Source organism: Paracoccus sp. 08, from assembly GCF_024105395.1.
Lineage (GTDB): Bacteria > Pseudomonadota > Alphaproteobacteria > Rhodobacterales > Rhodobacteraceae > Paracoccus > Paracoccus marcusii.
In genome coordinates this window covers 24,974-41,852 of record NZ_WEKR01000003.1, presented here as the reverse complement: position 1 = coordinate 41,852, position 16,879 = coordinate 24,974, and the positions used below count along the sequence as shown (strand labels likewise).

16 protein-coding genes are annotated in these 16,879 nt (G+C 69.3%); 6 read left to right on the top strand and 10 right to left on the bottom strand.

Features of this window, described 5'->3' with window-relative positions:
* The first annotated feature begins 61 nt into the window (after window positions 1-61).
* A complete protein-coding gene (locus tag GBO37_RS01270) occupies window positions 62-2,206 on the top strand; it encodes a malate synthase G (protein ID WP_252926641.1) in 2,145 nt (714 codons plus the stop codon).
* A 73-nt stretch (window positions 2,207-2,279) separates the two neighbouring features.
* Window positions 2,280-3,455 (top strand): nucleotide sugar dehydrogenase, encoded by a 1,176-nt coding sequence (locus tag GBO37_RS01265; RefSeq protein WP_252926639.1) that lies wholly within the window; start codon window positions 2,280-2,282, stop codon window positions 3,453-3,455.
* Here the strand turns inward: GBO37_RS01265 and GBO37_RS01260 are convergent, their stop codons facing one another.
* The 3 genes from GBO37_RS01260 to GBO37_RS01250 form a co-directional block, all read right to left on the bottom strand.
* Entirely contained in the window at window positions 3,456-4,067 is a 612-nt protein-coding gene (locus GBO37_RS01260) for a hypothetical protein (RefSeq protein WP_252926636.1), read from the bottom strand. It lies immediately after the preceding gene.
* A 64-nt stretch (window positions 4,068-4,131) separates the two neighbouring features.
* Entirely contained in the window at window positions 4,132-4,836 is a 705-nt protein-coding gene (locus GBO37_RS01255; RefSeq protein WP_252926634.1) for an anti-sigma factor, read from the bottom strand.
* A 24-nt stretch (window positions 4,837-4,860) separates the two neighbouring features.
* Complete coding sequence (locus GBO37_RS01250) at window positions 4,861-5,376, bottom strand: sigma-70 family RNA polymerase sigma factor (protein WP_252926632.1); 516 nt, start codon at window positions 5,374-5,376, stop codon at window positions 4,861-4,863.
* Window positions 5,377-5,538: 162 nt separating this feature from the next.
* Here GBO37_RS01250 and GBO37_RS01245 point away from each other — a divergent pair, with 162 nt between their 5' ends.
* The 4 genes from GBO37_RS01245 (at window position 5,539) to GBO37_RS01230 (ending at window position 8,808) form a co-directional block, all read left to right on the top strand.
* Window positions 5,539-6,807 (top strand): S8 family serine peptidase, encoded by a 1,269-nt coding sequence (locus GBO37_RS01245; protein WP_252926631.1) that lies wholly within the window; start codon window positions 5,539-5,541, stop codon window positions 6,805-6,807.
* Between the two features lie 70 nt (window positions 6,808-6,877).
* Window positions 6,878-7,240 (top strand): hypothetical protein, encoded by a 363-nt coding sequence (locus tag GBO37_RS01240; RefSeq protein WP_127899458.1) that lies wholly within the window; start codon window positions 6,878-6,880, stop codon window positions 7,238-7,240.
* Between the two features lie 6 nt (window positions 7,241-7,246).
* Entirely contained in the window at window positions 7,247-8,488 is a 1,242-nt protein-coding gene (locus GBO37_RS01235) for a PqqD family protein (protein WP_252926630.1), read from the top strand.
* A 56-nt stretch (window positions 8,489-8,544) separates the two neighbouring features.
* Window positions 8,545-8,808: a hypothetical protein gene (locus GBO37_RS01230; protein ID WP_045999830.1), complete on the top strand. Its 264-nt coding sequence runs from the start codon at window positions 8,545-8,547 to the stop codon at window positions 8,806-8,808.
* Here GBO37_RS01230 and GBO37_RS01225 read toward each other — a convergent pair.
* The 7 genes from GBO37_RS01225 to GBO37_RS01195 all read right to left on the bottom strand — a co-directional run bounded on the left by GBO37_RS01225 (window position 8,805) and on the right by GBO37_RS01195 (window position 16,859).
* The gene (locus tag GBO37_RS01225; protein WP_252926629.1) at window positions 8,805-10,160 is read right to left on the bottom strand and encodes an AarF/ABC1/UbiB kinase family protein; all 1,356 of its coding nucleotides are present in this window, start codon (window positions 10,158-10,160) and stop codon (window positions 8,805-8,807) included. The genes GBO37_RS01230 and GBO37_RS01225 overlap by 4 nt on opposite strands.
* Window positions 10,157-11,212: an NAD(P)/FAD-dependent oxidoreductase gene (locus GBO37_RS01220; protein WP_252926627.1), complete on the bottom strand. Its 1,056-nt coding sequence runs from the start codon at window positions 11,210-11,212 to the stop codon at window positions 10,157-10,159. The genes GBO37_RS01225 and GBO37_RS01220 overlap by 4 nt, the downstream gene beginning before the upstream one ends.
* On the bottom strand, window positions 11,169-12,053 hold the full coding sequence (locus tag GBO37_RS01215) for a LysR family transcriptional regulator (RefSeq protein ID WP_045983699.1): 885 nt from the start codon (window positions 12,051-12,053) through the stop codon (window positions 11,169-11,171). The genes GBO37_RS01220 and GBO37_RS01215 overlap by 44 nt, the downstream gene beginning before the upstream one ends.
* Window positions 12,054-12,171: 118 nt before the next feature.
* Window positions 12,172-12,426 (bottom strand): hypothetical protein, encoded by a 255-nt coding sequence (locus GBO37_RS01210; protein ID WP_045983698.1) that lies wholly within the window; start codon window positions 12,424-12,426, stop codon window positions 12,172-12,174.
* A gap of 174 nt (window positions 12,427-12,600) precedes the next feature.
* Window positions 12,601-13,548 carry a nucleoside hydrolase gene (locus tag GBO37_RS01205; RefSeq protein WP_252926625.1) on the bottom strand — a complete coding sequence of 316 codons (948 nt, stop codon included), beginning with the start codon at window positions 13,546-13,548 and terminating at the stop codon, window positions 12,601-12,603.
* Between the two features lie 61 nt (window positions 13,549-13,609).
* Window positions 13,610-15,088 carry a glycerol kinase GlpK gene (glpK, locus tag GBO37_RS01200; protein ID WP_252926624.1) on the bottom strand — a complete coding sequence of 493 codons (1,479 nt, stop codon included), beginning with the start codon at window positions 15,086-15,088 and terminating at the stop codon, window positions 13,610-13,612.
* Window positions 15,089-15,155: 67 nt separating this feature from the next.
* Window positions 15,156-16,859 (bottom strand): ABC transporter substrate-binding protein, encoded by a 1,704-nt coding sequence (locus tag GBO37_RS01195; RefSeq protein WP_252926622.1) that lies wholly within the window; start codon window positions 16,857-16,859, stop codon window positions 15,156-15,158.
* Window positions 16,860-16,879 lie beyond the last annotated feature (20 nt).

Genomic DNA, 16,879 nt, shown 5'->3' with positions numbered 1-16,879 from the left:
GACGTATCCCACCCTTGGGGTATGGCCCGATGCCGAATCCCCGCCATCCGAGGAGAGCCCCATGACCCGTTCCGCCACCCCCCGCCACGGCCTTGAGGTCGATACCGACTTTGCGCAGTTCATCGAGGCGCAGGTGCTGCCCGGGACCGGCGTGACGGCGGATGCCTTCTGGCAGGGCTACGCCGGGCTGCTGGACGGATTCGCGGCCGAGAACGTCGCCCTGCTGGAACGCCGCACCGAGCTGCAGCGCCAGATCGACGCGTGGCACAAGGCTCGCGGAAACCAGCCCTGGGACGCCGCCGCCTATCGCGCCTTCCTGACCGAGATCAGCTATCTTGTCGCCGAACCGGCCCCGTTTGCCGTCGAGAACGGCGACATCGACCCCGAGATCGCCACCTTGGCCGGGCCGCAGCTGGTCGTGCCGGTCAGCAATGCCCGCTTTGCCCTGAACGCGGCGAACGCGCGGTGGGGCTCGCTCTATGACGCGATGTACGGGTCGGACGTGATGGGTCCCGTGCCGTCGGGCGGGTTCGATCCGGCGCGCCGTGACGCGGTCGTGGCCAAGGCGGCCGCGTTCCTGGACCAGGCGCTGCCGCTGGACGGGGGCAGCCATGCCGACGTCACCGCCTATGACGTCGACGCGCAGGGTCTGGCCGCGACCGTTGGGGGCCAGGCGGTGCGGCTGGCCGATCCGGCAGCCTTTGTCGGCACCCACCGCGACGGCGCCGACACCGGATACGTCCTGCGCCACAATGGGCTGCATGTCGAGCTGGTGATCAACCGCGACCACCCGATCGGGGCGGCATCCGCCAGCGGGTTGCGCGACGTCGTGCTGGAGGCCGCCCTGTCGGCCATTCAGGATTGCGAGGACAGCGTCGCCGCGGTCGATGCCGAGGACAAGATCGGCGTCTATGGCAACTGGCTGGGCCTGATGAAGGGCGATCTGGCTGAGACCTTCGAGAAGGGCGGCACGTCGATGACCCGCCGCCTGGAGGGAGACCGGACCGTCACGCGGCCCGACGGCAGCACCGTGACGCTGCAGGGCCGCGCCCTGCTGCTGGTGCGCAACGTGGGCCATCTGATGACCACCGACGTGATCCGCAAGGACGGCCAGTCCACGCCCGAGGGGCTGATGGATGCGATGGTCACCGTCGCCTGCGCCATCCATGACCTGAAGAAGACCGAAGGCCCCCGCAACAGTCGTGCCGGCGCCATCTATGTCGTCAAGCCCAAGATGCATGGCCCCGAAGAGGCGGCATTCGCGGACCGCGTCTTTGCCCATGTCGAGACCGCCTTGGGACTGGCCCCCAACACCGTCAAGCTGGGCCTGATGGACGAGGAGCGCCGTACCAGCGCCAACTTGGCCGCCTGCATCCACGCGATCCGCAACCGGATCTTCTTCATCAACACCGGCTTCCTGGATCGCACCGGCGACGAGATCCACACCTCGATGCAGGCGGGTGCCTTCGTGGGCCGCGACGGGATGAAGACCGCCACCTGGCTGAAAGCCTATGAGGACCGCAACGTGCTGATCGGCCTGGCGTCGGGCATGCGGGGCCGCGCGCAGATCGGCAAGGGCATGTGGGCCAAGCCCGACGCCCTGGCCGAGATGCTGGAGGTCAAGGTCGGCCACCCGAAATCGGGCGCCAGCACGGCCTGGGTTCCCTCGCCCACCGCGGCGACGCTGCACGCGCTGCACTATCACCAGATCGACGTGGCCGCCCGCCAGGACGAGCTGCAGGGTCAGCCGATCCCCCACCTGGACCTGCTGCTGACTCCGGCTTTGGCCGACGGCCCGATCCCGCAGGACCAGGTCCTGCGCGAGCTGGACAACAGCGCGCAGGGCATCCTGGGCTATGTTGTGCGGTGGGTCGATCAGGGCATCGGCTGTTCCAAGGTGCCCGACATCGATGATGTGCAACTGATGGAGGACCGCGCCACCTGCCGTATCAGCGCGCAGTACCTGGCTAACTGGCTGGAGCACGGGCTGATCACCGAAGCTCAGGTCGAGGACGCGCTGCGCCGTATGGCCGCCAAAGTCGACGGCCAGAACGCGGGCGATCCCGCCTATCGCCCGATGGCACCCGATTTTGACGGGCCGGCCTTCCTGGCCGCCCGTGACCTGGTGCTGACCGGAACGCAGCAGCCGTCCGGCTATACCGAACCGGCACTGCATGCCCGCCGGGCGGAAGCCAAGGCGATTTAGCACGCCACGCGGCGGCGGTTGCAACGCCGCCGCCGCACGCTATTGTGCCGGCCACATCATCAAGGGGCCAACCATGTCCGGGAAAACAATCGCCATCGCGGGCATCGGCTATGTCGGCCTGTCCAATGCCGTCCTTCTGGCCGCGCGCAATACCGTCCGCGCGCTGGACGTGGACGCGGGGCGTGTGGCCATGCTGAACGACCGGCGCTGTCCGATCATCGACGAGGACATCGCCCACCACCTGGCCACTCAGAACCTGGACCTGACCGCGACGACCGACCCGGCGGCGGCCTATGCGGGGGCTGACTTCGTGATCGTGGCGACGCCCACCGATTATGATCCGGTCACCAACTACTTCAACACCTCCAGCGTCGAGGAGGTGATCCGGGATGTCACACGGCTGGCGCCGCAGGCGGTGATCGTGGTCAAGTCGACGGTTCCGGTGGGATTTACCCGAGACGTTCGCGCCCGGCTTGGCACGGAGCAGGTGATCTTCAGCCCCGAATTCCTGCGTGAAGGGCGCGCGCTGCACGATAACCTGCACCCCTCCCGCATCGTGGTCGGCGAGGACAGCGCCCGCGGCCGGGCCTTTGCCGACCTGCTGGTCGAGGCGGCGCTGGAGGACGACGTGCCGGTCCTGCTGACCGGCTCGACCGAGGCAGAGGCGATCAAGCTGTTCGCGAACACCTATCTTGCCCTGCGCGTGGCCTATTTCAACGAGTTGGACAGCTATGCCCTGTCGCTTGGCTTGGACAGCCGCCAGATCATCCAGGGTGTTGGGCTGGATCCGCGCATCGGCGCCCATTACAACAACCCGTCCTTCGGCTATGGCGGCTACTGCCTGCCCAAGGACAGCAAGCAGCTGTTGGCGAACTACAACGACGTGCCCCAGAACCTGATCGCCGCGGTGGTCGAGGCGAACCGGACCCGCAAGGACGTGATCGCCGACGCCATCCTGGCGCGCAGGCCGCAGGTGGTGGGCATCCATCGCCTGGTGATGAAGGCCGGGTCCGACAATTTCCGCCAATCCGCCGTCCAAGGCATCATGAAGCGGCTGAAGGCCAAGGGGCTTGAGGTCGTGGTGTTCGAACCCGCCCTTCCCGACGCGCGTTTCTTCGGGTCAGAGGTGATCCGCGACCTGGCCGCGTTCAAGGCGCGTGCCGACCTGATCGTGGCGAACCGCCTGACCCCGGACCTGCAGGACGTGGCCGACCGCGTGTTCACCCGCGATCTGTTCGGCGGGGACTGATCACAGACGCTCGCGCAGCTTGGCCTCGATCTGGCGGCGTCGCCAGCGCGACCGGATCTGGCGTGCATAGAGATCCTGCGGACACAGAGACATGTCGTCGCCCTCTCCCTTCATCGCGAAACGGCGGGCGGCGGCCGCAATGCGGCTGTCGGCGGCGGTGATGGCTGCCACCGTCACCTCGACCTCGCGGATGTCGCCGGGCTCCAGCGCGTCGAAGCTGCGGTGGCGGGCGCGGTCCAGCAGGTCCAGCACGCTGCCGATATCGACGTGATCCCCGCTTTTCAGCGGTCCCTGCAGCGTCGCCTCGCGCGGGGTGGCGTGCTGGCCCTGCGCGATCTCGGTTCGGTCGGCGACCGAGGACATGCGCTCTCCGCTGGCGGTCCGGACGGTCAGCATGATCTCCAGCACATAGATCGGCTCGAACCCAAGGTTGCTGACCAGGATGCGTGCGGACAGGTTCCGCGCACCGCCCAGCTGGATCAGGATCTCGGTCCGGCGCTGGCGGCGCAGGCCCGACACGATGATGTGCAGATACACCAYCCAGACCAGCGCCGTGACCGCCGCCATTCCGGCCTGAACCAGCCCGCTGTTCTCAGATATCCAGTCCCACATGCCCCACCCGGCCTTTCCTCAAGGCCCCCAACACGACCCGCGTGCCGGATGTTCCATGATGGGATCAGTCAGTCAGGGCGGCAGCCTCGGCCGCGGGGGCCAGCGCCGGCCCCGCCCCCAGATCGTCCAGCGCGGTGTCGATCAGGCCGGTTCCCAGGTCCGACGCAGGCAGATAGGCGTCCTGCCCCGCGCCCGGGACCGCCAGCGCCACCGACCAGCCGCCCTGGTCGCGGCACATCAGCGCGCGTTCCGCGCCCGCCTCGATCAGACGGCACAGACCCAGGTCGGTGTCATAGCTGGCCAGCGCCCGCGCCACCGCCCCGCCCGGCAGGGCAGCCTCGCCCCCCGTCGGCACCTGGGCCAGGGCGGCCGCCGCCTGCTGCAGGGTGGCGCCCGCAGGGGGCGTCGCCCGGCCGGCCAGGAACCCACCCAGGCCCACTGCCAGGACCAGCGACGCGGCCATTGCCCAGGCCGCCATCGGCCGCGCAGACAACCTGCGCCTGAATGGCACGACGACCGGATCGGAAGCAGGCGTGCCCGCCATGACGGTTGCGATCAGCCGGTCGGGCACGGGTTCCGGAGGATAGGCCGCCTGCAGGCCATGACGGGTATCGGCGAACAGCGCGAAGCGGTTAGCCAAGGCGGGGTCGGTCTCGATCCGCCGCCACAGGCGTTCGGCGGTGGTGTTGTCCAGTTCGCCATCCGCCAGGGCCATCAGCATCTCGTCGCTCTCGTCGTTGGGATCAATCGGGGGGTCGATACGGGTCATCGGATCATGCCTTTGCGGATTGCTTCAGCCCAGCCTGGCCGACAGCAGGGCGGGATCGTCCTGCAGCGCCTGCGCCAGGGCCGCGCGGGCGCGGCCGAGGCGGCTCATCACCGTGCCCAACGGCACGTCCAGCGCCAGCGCGGCCTCGCGATAGCGCATGCCCTCGACGCAGACCAGCATCAGCACGACGCGCTGATCCTCGGGCAGGCGGTTCATGGCGCGACGCACATCGGCCAGATGCAGGCGGGTCTCGGTCACCTCGCGGCCGTCCTGGCCCACAAGGGGCATGGCGTCGTCATCGTCCAGGCTGTCGGTGTCCCGCCGGGCGCGTACATGGTCGATGAAGCTGTTGCGCAGGATGCGGAACAACCAGCTGTCCATCCGCGTCCCCGGCACGAAGGCGTCCAGGTTTCGCAACGCCTTCTCGACGGTGATCTGCACCAGGTCGTCGGCCAGCGCATGCTGGCCCGACAGGCCGCGGGCAAAGGACCGCAGGCGGGGCAGCAGCGCGATCATCTGGGCGCGCAGGKCATCGGTCACGGACAGGGTCCCCCCTTGCGGTCTTGGTTGACCTTGAAACGTGGCCCCTTCGCTTTTATTCCATCGCACGCGAAAGAAAAGTGCGCGCAGCGGGCCGATGGGAATAGACTGGTCCCGCCGACCGTTTCCATGACCCGACCCGATCGCATCAAGGACCCGCCCATGACCCAGGACGCCCCGACCACCCGCCGCGCGCTGCTGACCCGGATGGGACTGGCGGCCGGGTTGGCCTATGCGACGCCGACGCTGATCGGGACCGGCACGGCCCGCGCGTCCGATGCCAGCGCGCCGTCGGGGCGGGCATCGGTGTCGCGCCCGGTGCGCCAGCGACGGCGCCGCGCGCCTGCCCGTCCCGAGATGGTCGTGATCCTGGCGCCGGGACAAAGCCTGCAGCCGCTGCAGGCGGCAGGCTATGACGTGCTGTCGCAGCGCGACAACGCGACGTTGGCGCGCCGCGCCGCCCGGCTGCGCCTGCCGCCGGGCCGCAACCCGGCACAGGCCCGGGCAGAGATCGCCCGCCTGCTGCCCGGATCGACCGCGGCGCTGAATTCGCTCTATCGCCCCGACGACCTGACCTGCGACGGCGCGGACTGCGCGGCCCAGCAGATGATCGGCTGGCGCCCTGCCGATCTGCAGGCCCGGCCGCGGATCGGCATGATCGACACGGGTGTCAATCCCGACCATCCCGCGTTGCGCGGCCAGTCGCTGCGCGTGAACCAGGTCGACCTGGACGGGCGGAACGCGGCGGGGCGCCGGCATGGCACCGCCGTCGCTGCCCTTCTGATCGGCAATGCGCAGGGTCGCGCCCCCGGCCTGCTGCCGCGTGCCGACCTGATCGCGGTCGAGGCGTTCCACAGCCGCGCCGATGGGGCAGCGGCGGATGCGTTCTCGTTGCTGAACGCGCTGGACGTGCTGATCCAGGCGCGGGTGCAGGTCATCAACATGTCCTTTTCCGGCCCCGCGAACCCCGTGCTGCGCCAGGTCGTGGTCGAGGCGCGCGATGCGGGCATCGGCCTGGTCGCGGCCGCGGGGAACGGCGGGCCGGGCGCCGCCCCCGCCTTTCCCGCCGCCTGGCCCGAGGTGATCGCCGTCACCGCCGTCGATGCCGACCGTGCCCCCTATCGCCAGGCGGCGCGGGGTCCGCATGTCGCGCTGGCCGCGCCGGGGGTGAACCTGTGGACCGCCGCCTCGATCGAGGGGGGACGGCTGCGGTCGGGGACCTCATATGCCGCGCCCTTCGTGGCGGCGGCGCTGGCGCTTGGCATGGCGCGCGACGGGCTGAGCGCGACGGATGCGCGCGACCGGTTGTTCCGCTGCGCCGCCGATCTGGGCGCACCGGGCCGCGACCCGGTGTTCGGCCACGGCATGGTCGCGTCGCCGTCGGCCTGCCCCGAGGCAGGATCGCAGATTCTTTCCGTCAGCGGGGAATAAGCCGCCCCGCCGGCCCGTTGCATCCATGAACCGGACAGGACCGGTTCCGGCAACACAAAGGAAGAAGCCCATGTCCGATACGTCCGATATCCGCCTCTCGCGTCGCGGCCTTCTGGCCAAGCTGGGCCTGGCCGCAGGGGCCGCCGGCGTGATCTATGCCGCCCCCACCCTGGTCGGGTTCGGGGCGGCCCATGCCAGCGGCGCCAGCGGTCGCAGCGGCCGGGGTGGCAGCGGTCGCGGCAACAGCGGCCGGGGTGGCAGTGGTCGGGGCGGCAGCGGTCGCGGAGGAAGCGGGCGGGGCAATGGCGGCCGCGGTCGCGCCAGCCGGGCCAGCCGCGCGTCGCGTCCCGACAACCGTGGCATTCGCGGCCAGCGCGGCAGCCGTCCCTCGCGGCCGGGCACGCGCCGTGACTGGTCCAAGCCGTCGCGCTGATCCACGATGGCGCCCCCGTCCCGAACCCGCCCCGTCCGCGCCGCGCGCCAGTCGCCCGGCGCGGACAGCCATCTGCACTTTCCCGGCACTGGCCTGTCACTGCGATTGCAGGGTGCGGGGCCGGTCCGCAGGGCGCTGATGGGCGCGATCCGCGGATGGCAGCCGCAGACCCTGTCCGCGCCACGACCGGGCCACCGCCAGACGCTGGTGACGCAAGGGCCGGGCGGGTTCGTGGCGCGTTCCCCGTTCTTTCAGGGCGATCTTGGGGGGCTGGATGCGGCCAGCGCCGCCTGCGCCCTGATCGCCGATCTGTCCACGGGGTTTCTGGCAAACAGTCCGGGCTGCATGGCGCTGCATTGCGGGGCGTTCCGTTTCGCGGGCGACCTGATCCTGCTGACGGGTCCGATGCGGGCCGGAAAAAGCACGCTGATCGGGCGGCTGACGGCGGAACCGGACGTCACGGTGTTCTGCGACGACGTGCTGCCGCTGACCGCCGATCTGCAGGCCGTGGCCCTGGGCATCGCGCCCCGCCTGCGGCTGCCCCTGCCGAAGGGGACGACCGCCGCCTTCCGCCGGCATGTCGCCATGACGCCGGGGCCGCGCGACAGGCGCTATGCCTATCTGGCGGCGCCCAACGTCGCCCCACACGGCACCCAGGCCCGGCCCGGCACGCTGATCGTGCTGGACCGGCGCCAGATCGGCCCCGCCACGCTGCACCGCATGGATCGCGATCAGGCGATGCACCACCTGCTGGCGCAGAACATGGGCGATCTGGGCAGCGCCGACCAGGCCTTTGCCAAGACCCGCGACATGGCCGCCGCGATGACCTGCCTGAGACTGGTCTATGCCGATCTGGAGGACGCGGTCGCCCTGCTGCGCCGGGCCTTCGCCCCCGACGCGCCACCCCAGACCAACGTGCCGCTGGCCGGTCCGCTGCCCGATCCGCTGCATGCGCCGGAAAGGCGGTCCGTTCCGGTGCATCCCGACCGGGTACTGCGGCAGGCTCCGGGGATCGTGCTGCGGCGCATGGGGTCGGGGGCATTCCTGTGGACGCCCGCCGACCCGGTCGTCTGGCACCTGAATCCGGTCGGACACGCAGTCTGGGCGCTGCTGGAGATCCCCGGCAGCGCCGCCGATCTGGCCGACACCCTGGCCGAGGTCTTTGCCGACGTTCCCCGCGACCGCCTGACCCGCGACATCGCGGCCCTGATGGGCGACCTGCTAGAGGAGGGGTTCGTCACCGGATGAACCCCGCGCCCCGCACCGGCGTTGCCCCTGCTGCATGTCCGCCCCGGGAGGCCTTGATGACCGACACCGCCCTTGCCACGCTGGAAGCCCGTCTTGTCGCGCAACGCCGCCTGTTGGCGCGGCTGGTCGCGGCGCTGGAGCCGCAGGCCCGACAGCCCGTCTTGGACTGGCTGGACCAGCGCGAAACGCTGCGCGACGGGCAGGAGGATCCCGGTGCCGTCCCGGCCGAGGGCGTGGGCCAGGCCCTGACCGTCACGGACGAATTCCGCATGATCCTGCGCCTGGCCCAGGACCGCCTGCACGAGATGGACCAGCCCTAGCCCCGCGCCTGCAGCATCTGCGCCAGATCGTCGGGCCGGATCAGTGCATCCAGGTCGACCCGCGCGCGCAGCCGCGACAGCAGCAGGTACAGCCCGCCGATCTTGCGGTGCAGGAACAGGATCTCGGGCGGGGGCATCTCGGCCCGGGTGCGGGTGCGGGCCACCTGCATCGCCAGATCGGCGACCTGGCGGGGAATGTCGCTGTGCGTCAGGTCCATGATGCCGCCCGCGCGCAGGGGATCGAACGCCAGGTCCATGATCTGCAGCAGCACGTCCTGATGCGCGGCATCGGTCTGGTCGCGGAAATAGCCGATATCGATGGCGGCGCGGCGTACCCCTTCGCGGTCATCGGCCAACGCGGCACGCAGCAGCGTCAGATAGCGCGGGGCCACCGGCGCCGAAAAGCCGCGCGTCGCCCCGAAATCCAGCAGCACGATGCGCCCGCCATCCGGATGCGTCTCGTCAGGCTGCCAGCGATAGTTGGCAAAGTTCGGGTCGGTCTGCATCAGGTCGAACCGGAACAGCTCCTCGATGACCAGACGGGCCAGATGATGGGCGGCACGATCGCGGGTGGACTGGGGGGCGTCGGACAGCGCCTCGATCGGGCGGCTGTCGATGAAATCCATCGCCAGAACGTCGGCCGTGCTGAACTGATCGTCGGGCACCGGCAGGCGGAATTCGTCGCGCCCCGCCAGATTGGCGGCATAGAGGCGCATCTGTGCGGCCTCGCGCAGATAATCGGCCTCGGCATGCAGCTGGTTGCGCGCCTCGTCCATCAGGGCAGGCAGGTCGACCCCCTGCGGAATCAGGCCGGGGATGCGCAGCAAAAGGCCCATATTGTCGATGTCGCTGTCGATGCTGTCGCGCACACCGGGATACTGGACCTTGATCGCCAGGTCGCGCCCGTCGCGGGTCTGCGCGCGGTGCACCTGCCCGATCGAGGCCGCCGCGATCGGCCTGACCTGAAAGCGGGCGAAATGACGCAACCAACCCGGCCCCCAGGCCCGGTCCAGCACCGCCTGCAGCTGCTTGGGCGGCATCGGATCGGCGTCGGCGCGCAGCCGCGCCATGATCTGCGTCAGTTCGGGGGGCAGAAAGTCACCGGCCTCCATCGACACCAACTGGCCCATCTTCATCGCGGCGCCACGCATCTGAGCCAGCTGCCCGGCCAAGCGGGCAGCATTCGCGGGCGTCAGGAACAGGTCCTGGGCCGAAGGCCGCTGCCCCGTCGCCAGTTGCCGCGCGCCCTGCGCCAGCGCGCGGCCGCCCATCCCGCCCGCCAGCCCCCCAAGGCGCAGCATCCGCGTCAGGCGGCCCTGCGGTACGGGGCGGGGGGTGCGGTCTTCCGTCATGATCGCGCCAGCAGATGCGCGGCCATCGCGCGGCCGCTGGCCCAGCCATGTTCCGCATGGGGTCCCAACGCCCAATCCCCGCCGACGATCAGCCCCGCCGCGTCATCCGCCAGAAACGGTCGGCCAAGCGCCGCATCGGTCTGCGCGTACAGCCAGCGATGCGCGACGGCGTGGCGCAGGTGATCCGGCTTGGCCCCCAACAGATCCAGCAGCTGCGGTGCGATCAGATCCGCCAGTTCGGCAAAGGGCAGGTCGATATGGGCCATGCTGAAATCCGGGTCGGCCTGAACGACCCAAGTGGTCAGCGGCTGCCCCTGCCGGCCCGGCTTTGCGCCGTCCTGCGCGACCCAAGCCAGCGCGCCGGTGCCGCGATGCGTGACGAAGGGGCGCGGGGCGGCGGGGTCCAGCCCCGCTATGACCGTGACGCTGGCCTGATAGCGGACCTGCGCCAGCGGCGCGGCAAAGGCGTGGGCCTCGCCCAGCAGATCACGCGCCTGCGGGGCGGGAATGGCCAGAACGACGATGTCGGCCCGGTGGTCGATCCCCTCTCCGCGCAGGTGCCAGCCGTCGGGGTCCCGGTCCAGCGCGGTGACCATCAGGCCGGACCGGACGTCCAGTCCCTGCGCCAGCGCGCGGGGGATCTGGGCCATGCCGGGCGTGCCGATGATGCCGCCGTCCCACGGCGCGGCGTGGCCGTCGCGGATCATCGCCTGCAGCAGCGCGGCGAAATCGGGATCGGTGGCTGGCAGCACCTGCGCACCGTGATCGAACCGCAACCCGTCGTCGGTGCGGCGCGTGGCCAGCCTGCCGCCGATGCCGCGACCCTTGTCGAACACCGTGACGGCATGCCCCGCATCCGCCAGCGCCCGCGCGCAGGTCAGCCCGGTGATGCCCCCGCCGATGACCGCCACCCTGACCTGTCCGCCCATGCCGCCCGCCTTTCCTGTCGCGATCAGCAGGACAGAGTGCGACGACAGGCGCAAGGCGGCATTCTGTCCGCCCGCAGGATCAGGCCAGATCCAGCCGCCCGACAAAGTCCAGGAATGCCGCAAGGGCCGCCGTTACCAGCTTGCGGCTGGAATAGACGACATGGATCGGCACCCCCGGCAACGCATGATCGGCCAGGACCGGCACCAGCAGGCCGCGCGCCAGATCGTCGGCCACCTGGAATTCGGGTGCCAGCGCGATGCCCTTGCCGCCCACCGCCAGCGCACGCAGCAATTCGCCGTTGTTGCTGGAAAAGGCGGGTGTGATCTTCTGATAGACGACCTCGGTACCGCTGCGCAGCGGCCAGGTGCCCGGCCCCTTGAGGTTGGTGTAATGCAGGCACTGGTGGTCGCGCAGGTCGGCCGGGCGCTGCGGGCTGCCGTGACGGGCGACGTAATCGGGCGATGCGACCAGCATGATGTTGGCGTCGTGCAGGCGGCGGGCGTGCAGGCTGCTGTCCTCCAGCGTGCCGATGCGGATGACCGCGTCGAAACCGTCGCGGGTCATGTCCGACCGGCTGTCGTCCAGCACCACGTCCAGCTGAATGTCGGGATGTTCGTCCATGAAGCGCATCAGATGCGGCTGAAAGACCTTCAGCGTGTATTGCACCGGCACGCCCAGCTTCAGCGGGCCCGAGGGGCGGCTGGAGGCCGCGCGGACGTCCTCGAACGCGGCGTCCAGGCGGGACAGGATGTCGGCCACCTGCGCGTGAAAGCCCAGGCCCGCCGCCGTGGGCGTGACCGCGCGCGTCGTGCGGGTCAGCAGGCGCGTGCCCAGATCGGCCTCCAGGTCGGCGATCATCTTGCTGCACATGCTTTTGGAGATGCCCATCCGCCGTGCGGCGGCGGCAAAGCTGCCCTCGTCGATGATGGCCACGAAACTGCGCAATGCCTTGAGGTCCGTCATATGTCCCGATCCGCCCGATGGTCCCGCATCAGGATGGGCATACGGCACAAATGACAAGACCGCCACGCATCTGCGTGACGGCCCGTCATCAGTCGTCATCGTCCGGGGACGACGCGGCTCAGCGATCGCTGTTCATCTCGGCGATCTGGCTGTCGCCCGAGATCTTGGTCACGGTCAGCATCTCGTCGCCCGACAGGTTGGCGCGTGCCAGCTCGGTCGAGGTCATCACGGTGCGGGCCGGAACCTGCACGGTCTCGGCGACCTTTTCGACCGACGAGCTGGAATAGGGCCGCTCGTTGGTACCATTGACGGCGGCCATCGCGCCACCAGCGGTCAGGGACAGGGCGGCCAGGGCGTACACAAAGTTTTTCATGATCGTTTTCCTTGTTCTTGCAACATCTTGGAAGCGGTGGCGCGCCGGATGCGCGTCTGGTCCGTTCCGATGACTGTCAGATAAGGGGGGCACAAACGAAAGATTAGGCGTAAAATCGCGCGCTCTGTGTTCGATGGGACGGGACAATCGTGCGGGATCGTCCCGTCCGGTCGGTCAGGCGGTGCAGACCTGCGCGATGCGCGCCAGAATCGCGTCGGGCTGTCCGTCCAGCGTGGCCGATTGCCGCGGGCGGCCCTCCCATGCGCCCAGGGGGCCCTGGCGGTCGGCCGGGTTCATCAGCGTCAGGCCCAGGGCGATGCCCTCGGACAGGACGCGGACCTCGCCCTGGGTCAGGGTGAACAGGTCCGGATCGGTCAGATAGACGGCGGCGGTGCAGTCATGAACCAGCATCCCGTCATAGCCCGCCGTCTGATAGAAGCCGACATAGCCCTGCGACAGATCGGCCACCAGCTGCATCCCCGCGCCGCCCCGCGCGCCCAGATCGGCCAGCGTGGCGCTGTCCATGAAGGTGCGCGTGGTCAGGTCCAGCGGCACCGCGACCACCGGCCAGTCGGCGCCGAAGACGACGTCGGCTGCCAGCGGGTCGCCCCAGATGTTCGCCTCGGCCGCGGGGGTGATGTTGCCGGGCACGCGGAAGGCGCCGCCCATGATCACCACGTCACGCACCAGCCCGGCGATGTCGGGCGCCATCTGCACCGCACGCGCCAGGTTCGTCATGCGCCCCACGGCCAGCACGCGGACCTCGCCTGGATGGGCGCGGATCGTGTCGATCAGGAACTGCGCGGCGGTCTCGGGGCCCTCCACCGGCGCCTCGGGGGTGGGATGGTTGCCCAGGCCGTTGTCGCCGTGAATGTGGGTGGGCCAGAATTCGGGCGGCATGTCGGGGGTCATCGGCCCCTCGGCCCCGCGATGGACCGGGGCATCATGCCCCCAGGCCTGCAGCAGAAAGCGCGCATTGCGGGTGGTTATCGCCACCGGCGCGTTGCCGAAGACGGTGGTCACGCCCAGCAGGTCGATCTGCGGGTGGCGCACCAGATAGTAAAGGGCCAGCGCGTCGTCCACGCCGGGGTCGGTGTCAAAGATCACCTTGTGCTGGGTCATCGTCATGTCCTGTCTGTGATCGGCCCGATGTAACGTCCCACCGGGCCGCGTCAACAGCCGGTCACAGCGACATGGTGGCCTTGACCGCACGTCGCCACGCGTCATAGCGCGCGGCGCGGTCGTCCTCCTCCATCGCGGGGGCAAAGCTGCGGTCCAGCGCCCAGTCCTTGGCGAAACCGGCCATGTCGGGATAGATCCCCGGCCCCTGCCCCGCCAGCCAGGCGGCACCCAGGGCCGTCGTCTCCAGCACCTTGGGCCGGTCGACGGGGGCGCCCAGGATGTCGGACAGGAACTGCATCGCGTAATCGGAGGCGCTCATGCCGCCATCGACGCGCAGCGCGGTCTCTCCCTTGGGCTCCCAATCGGCCTTCATCGCCTCCAGGAGGTCGCGGGTCTGGAAGCCCACCGATTCCAGCGCGGCGCGGGCCAGTTCGGCGGGGCCGGAATTGCGCGTCAGGCCATAGATCGCGCCGCGGCTGTCGGGCGACCAATAGGGCGCGCCCAGACCGGTGAAGGCCGGAACCAGGATCACCTGCTGGCCGGGATCGGCGCGTTCGGCCAAAGGCTGGGTCTCCTTCGCGTCGCGGATGATCTTCAGCCCGTCGCGCAGCCATTGCACGACCGCGCCCGCGATGAAGATCGAGCCTTCCAGCGCATAGGTCGGCTTGCCGTCCAGCTGATAGGCGATGGTTGTCAGCAGCCGCTGCGTGGACGCCACCGGCTTGTCCCCCGTGTTCAACAGAGCGAAGCAGCCGGTGCCATAGGTCGATTTCATCATGCCCGGCTCGAAACAGGCCTGGCCCACGGTGGCCGCCTGCTGATCGCCCGCGACGCCGGTGATGGGGATGGGGCGCCCGAAGAGGTCGGGCCGCGTGGTGCCGAAATCGGCGGCGCAGTCCTTGACCTCGGGCAGCATCGCCATGGGGATGTCGAACAGGCCGCAGATGGTCTGCGACCAGCGGCCCTTGTGGATGTCGTACAGCATCGTGCGCGCGGCATTGGTCGCGTCGGTCGCATGGACCGCGCCGCCGGTCAGGTTCCAGATCAGCCAGCTGTCCACCGTGCCGAAGGCCAGATCGCCCGCTTGCGCGCGATCGCGGGCACCGTCCACGTGGTCCAGGATCCATTTCAGCTTGGTGGCCGAGAAATAGGGATCGACCAGCAGCCCGGTGCGGGCGGTGATCATGTCTGAATGGCCCGCGGCCTCCAGCTCGCGGCAGAATTCGGCGGTGCGGCGGTCCTGCCAGACGATGGCGTTGTGGACGGGCTTGCCGGTCCTGCGGTCCCAGACCACGACGGTCTCGCGCTGGTTGGTGATGCCGATGGCCTCGATGCGCGGATTGCCGCATTTCTCGATCGCGGCGCGGCAGGTGGCCGCCGTGCTGGCCCACAGGTCGGCAGGATCATGTTCGACCCAGCCCGATTGCGGGAAATGCTGGGGAAACTCCTCCTGCGCGCTGCCGCAGGGGACCATCTTGGCGTCGAAGACGATGGCGCGGGACGAGGTCGTGCCCTGGTCGATGGCAAGGATATGGGTCATGGGCGGTCCTTTCGTCACGAACGGGGGCGCGGATCGACCGCGCCCCCTTCAGGCTAATGGGCAGGGATCATTCCTGCCAGCGCTTGATCAGCTCCTCATACGCGATGGTGACCGGCGCGGGCTTCTCGTTCTCCAGCTTGGCGACGGGGGCGCCGGGCTGGTCGATCCAGTACTGGGGGTCCTGCTCCTCGTTCAGGACCGGACCCAGATCACCCTGCACGCCGGACCGCTCCAGGCGCGACAGCACGTCCTCCTGCTGTTCGCACAGCGCGTCCAGCGCCTCCTGCGCGGTCTTGGCACCCGAGGAAGCATCGCCGATGTTCTGCCACCACAGCTGCGCCAGGCGCGGATAGTCGGGGATGTTCGCCCCGGTATCCGACCAGCGGACCCGGTCGGGCGAGCGATAGAACTCGACCAGACCGCCAAGCTGCGGCGCGCGTTCGGTGAAGCTTTCGTGGCGCACGGTGCTGTCACGCACGAAGGTCAGGCCGACATGGCTCTTCTTCGTGTCGACGGTCTTCGACACGATGAACTGCGCATAGAGCCAGGCGGCCTGCGCGCGGTCCACGGGCGTCGACTGCATCAGCGTCGCGGCACCCACGTCCTGATAGCCGACCTTCATGCCCTCTTCCCAGTAGGCGCCATAGGGCGAGGGGGCCATGCGCCATTTCGGCGTGCCGTCCTCGTTCATGACCGGCAGGCCTTCCTTGACCATGTCGGCGGTGAAGGCGGTGTACCAGAACATCTGCTGGGCGATGTTGCCCTGTGCGGGAACGGGGCCCGCCTCGCTGAAGGTCATGCCCGCGGCGGCCGGGGGCGTGTAGTTCTGCAGCCAATCGATGTACTTCTCGATCGCATAGACGGCGGCCGGGCTGTTCGTGGCCCCGCCCCGCGCCATGCACGATCCAACCGGCTGGAAGTTGTCGTTCACGCGGATGCCCCATTCGTCGACCGGGAAGCCGTTGGGCTCGCCCTTGTCGCTGGCCCCCGCCATCGACAGCCACGCATCGGTGAAGCGCCAGCCAAGCGACGGGTCCTTCTTGCCATAGTCCATGTTGCCATAGACCTGCTGGCCGTCGATCTCGCGTCCGGTGAAGAACTTGGCGATGTCCTCATAGGCGGACCAGTTCACCGGCACACCCAGGTCGTATCCGTATTCGGCGCGGAACTCGGCCATGATCTCGGGGTCGGTGAACCAGTCGTGGCGGAACCAGTAGAGGTTCGCGAACTGCTGGACGGGCAGCTGATACAGCTTGTCGTCGGGCGCGGTCGCCTGCGCCAGGCCGATGAAATCGTCCAGGTCCAGGCCGGGGTTCGTGAAATCGGCACCCTCGCCGGCCATCCAGTCGGTGATGTTGCGGACCTGCTGATAGCGCCAGTGGGTGCCGTCCAGGTCGGCATCGTTGATGTAGAGGTCGTAGACGTTCTCGGCGGTCTGCATCTGCGTCTGCAGCTTCTCGACGACGTCGCCCTCGCCGATCAGGTCATGGGTGACCTGGATGCCGGTGATGGCGGTGAAGGCCGGCGCCAGGACGCGGCTTTCGTATTCGTGGGTGGTGATCGTTTCCGACACCACGTTGATCGACATGCCGGACAGGGGCTGGGCGGCGTCGATGAACCACTGCATCTCGGCCTCCTGCTCCTCGCGGGTCAGGACGGACTGGTCGCCGATCTCGGCATCGAGGAACGCGCGCGCGGCCTCGATGTCGGCGAAGGCGGGGCCGGACAATGCCAGCATCACCGCGGTTGTGGACAGCAATCTCAGGCTCATTGGTCTTTCCCTCCCTGGGA

Coding starts and splice junctions, on each gene's coding strand:
- glpK (WP_252926624.1), bottom strand. CDS start 15,088: ATGACCCATATCCTTGCCATCGACCAGGGCACGACCTCGTCCCGCGCC.
- GBO37_RS01265 (WP_252926639.1), top strand. CDS start 2,280: ATGTCCGGGAAAACAATCGCCATCGCGGGCATCGGCTATGTCGGCCTG.
- GBO37_RS01230 (WP_045999830.1), top strand. CDS start 8,545: ATGACCGACACCGCCCTTGCCACGCTGGAAGCCCGTCTTGTCGCGCAA.
- GBO37_RS01210 (WP_045983698.1), bottom strand. CDS start 12,426: ATGAAAAACTTTGTGTACGCCCTGGCCGCCCTGTCCCTGACCGCTGGT.
- GBO37_RS01205 (WP_252926625.1), bottom strand. CDS start 13,548: ATGACCCAGCACAAGGTGATCTTTGACACCGACCCCGGCGTGGACGAC.
- GBO37_RS01195 (WP_252926622.1), bottom strand. CDS start 16,859: ATGAGCCTGAGATTGCTGTCCACAACCGCGGTGATGCTGGCATTGTCC.
- GBO37_RS01215 (WP_045983699.1), bottom strand. CDS start 12,053: ATGACGGACCTCAAGGCATTGCGCAGTTTCGTGGCCATCATCGACGAG.
- GBO37_RS01255 (WP_252926634.1), bottom strand. CDS start 4,836: ATGACCCGTATCGACCCCCCGATTGATCCCAACGACGAGAGCGACGAG.
- GBO37_RS01225 (WP_252926629.1), bottom strand. CDS start 10,160: ATGACGGAAGACCGCACCCCCCGCCCCGTACCGCAGGGCCGCCTGACG.
- GBO37_RS01240 (WP_127899458.1), top strand. CDS start 6,878: ATGTCCGATACGTCCGATATCCGCCTCTCGCGTCGCGGCCTTCTGGCC.
- GBO37_RS01270 (WP_252926641.1), top strand. CDS start 62: ATGACCCGTTCCGCCACCCCCCGCCACGGCCTTGAGGTCGATACCGAC.
- GBO37_RS01245 (WP_252926631.1), top strand. CDS start 5,539: ATGACCCAGGACGCCCCGACCACCCGCCGCGCGCTGCTGACCCGGATG.
- GBO37_RS01235 (WP_252926630.1), top strand. CDS start 7,247: ATGGCGCCCCCGTCCCGAACCCGCCCCGTCCGCGCCGCGCGCCAGTCG.